The following is a 1764-nucleotide window of genomic DNA, read 5'->3' as shown; positions in this document are numbered from 1 at the left end:
GGCCGCGGCTCGCCAATGCCGAGCTGACCGCGTGGCGGGTCCGCTGCTCGCGGTGCGCCCGGTCGTGCGCTTGCCATCGATCTCCGGCGGCGGCTCCGCTGCGGTGCGCAACCCCGAAAGCGCACCGGTGCTCGCCTGCTGCGCCGGCAACGGCCGGAAGCGAAGCGGGTCCGCGGAACACCCCGTAGTCCACGACCGCCGCACCAGCCATGCGCTGATCTTCGCCCGCGGCCCCGGCCGTAGTCATGCGTCGTTCGGGCGGTATTACCATCGAAAGCGCACACGCAGAGTCACGATCGGTGTTATGGGGCGAGTACCGCGCACCGGTGGCTCCGCGCCGCCGACTCTCCCGGAAAGGCGAAGCCGCCGTGCCGTCTCCTGCTCCTCCGCGCACCGTGCGGATCGCCGCCGTGATCACCATCGCCGAGGCCGCCCTCGGGCTCGCCTTCGTCATCGCGCTGTTGGTGCGCGCGCCCTCGGCCGCAGGCGGAGTGGGTGCGCTCAACAGCACCAACACCTTCGGCGAGGCCGGCTACTTCGCGATCATCTCGGTGGCCGTGCTGGCGGCGGGGATCGGGATGTGGCAGGGCAGGTTCTGGGCGCGGACGCCTGCGCTGCTGTTGCAGCTGATCCTGCTCGGCATCGCCTGGTACGCGATCGGGCCGTCCGAACAGCCGCTGATCGGCTTCGTGATCGCGGTTCCGGCCGTGGCCGTGCTGTGGTTCATGTTCAACCGGACCGGGCGCGTGTGGTCGTTCTACGGCGGGGGAACGCACGATTCCGGGGGCGGGGGAGAGTAGCGGCCCGCTCTCAGCTTGGCGGAATGGTGCAGCATCAGGCCCCGAAGTCGTGCAGCGCCTCGCCGGTGAGCCGGTGCACCGTCCACTCGTCCATGCCGACGGCTCCCACGGATTCGTAGAACTCGATCGCCGGCGTGTTCCAGTCCAGCACCGACCACTCGAGCCGCGAGTAACCGCGCGCGACGCACTCCTGCGCCAGCGTGCGCAACAGCTGCTTGCCGAGGCCGGAGCCGCGGTGCGCGGGCAGCACGAACAGGTCCTCCAGGTAGATCCCGTGCGTGCCGTGCCAGGTCGAGAAGTTCAAGAACCACAGCGTGAAACCGGCGACCGCACCATCGGCTTCGGCGACGTGGCCGAACAGCGCCGGCTGTTGCGTGAACAGCGCGCGGTGCAGCTGGGCTTCGGTGAGGTGGCATTCGTGCGCCGATTCCTCGTAGTCCGCCAGTGCGTGCACCAGCGCGACGACCGCGGGCACGTCGGGCTCGGTGATCCGGCGGATCTCTTGCGCCACGGTGTTGTTCTCCCGGTTCCTGTCCTGGTCAGCGCGCGTCCTGCGGCGCGGGCACGTTCGAGCGTTCGAGCTGCGGCACGCCGCGCTCGTGACCAAGCACGGTCATCCCGGCCGGATCGAGTGCGAACCGCACGCCTTCGGTGCCGGGCAGGCCGAGCCAGCGCGCGATCAGCACGCGGCTGAAGTGCCCGTGCCCGGACAGCACGACGTCGGTGCGGTGCGGTTCGGCGGTGATCCGCGCGATCAGCTCGTCGGCGCGGGCGGTGACCTCCGCCGCGGATTCGCCGCCGGGGCAGGGGTGGGTCCAGACCGTCCACTCCGGAACGCTCTCGCGGATCTCCGGCGTGGTCCGGCCCTCGTAGTCGCCGTAGTCCCATTCGGCCAGCAGCGGCTCCGTCGTGGGCACCAGCCCGGCGAGTTCGGCGGTGCGCCGGGCGCGTTGCCGCGGGCTGG

4 protein-coding genes are annotated in these 1764 nt (G+C 71.0%); 1 reads left to right on the top strand and 3 read right to left on the bottom strand.

Annotation, left to right across the window (positions count from 1 at the left end):
* Positions 1-211 (bottom strand): hypothetical protein (locus IJH84_RS28170; protein WP_295150973.1); only part of this gene is annotated, 211 nt, incomplete at its 3' end.
* Positions 212-368: 157 nt separating this feature from the next.
* Here IJH84_RS28170 and IJH84_RS28165 point away from each other — a divergent pair.
* On the top strand, positions 369-800 hold the full coding sequence (locus IJH84_RS28165) for a hypothetical protein (protein ID WP_295150971.1): 432 nt from the start codon (positions 369-371) through the stop codon (positions 798-800).
* A gap of 34 nt (positions 801-834) precedes the next feature.
* Here the strand turns inward: IJH84_RS28165 and IJH84_RS28160 are convergent, their stop codons facing one another.
* Positions 835-1311 (bottom strand): GNAT family N-acetyltransferase, encoded by a 477-nt coding sequence (locus tag IJH84_RS28160; RefSeq protein WP_295150969.1) that lies wholly within the window; start codon positions 1309-1311, stop codon positions 835-837.
* Positions 1312-1339: 28 nt separating this feature from the next.
* On the bottom strand, positions 1340-1764 hold a 425-nt coding region (locus IJH84_RS28155; RefSeq protein WP_295150967.1), incomplete at its 5' end, for a histidine phosphatase family protein.

It is taken from the genome of Saccharopolyspora sp. (assembly GCF_017434145.1).
GTDB classification, from domain to species: domain Bacteria; phylum Actinomycetota; class Actinomycetes; order Mycobacteriales; family Pseudonocardiaceae; genus Saccharopolyspora_C; species Saccharopolyspora_C galaxeae.
Note: the sequence above shows the minus strand (reverse complement) of the source record. Positions and strands in the feature narration are given on the sequence as shown.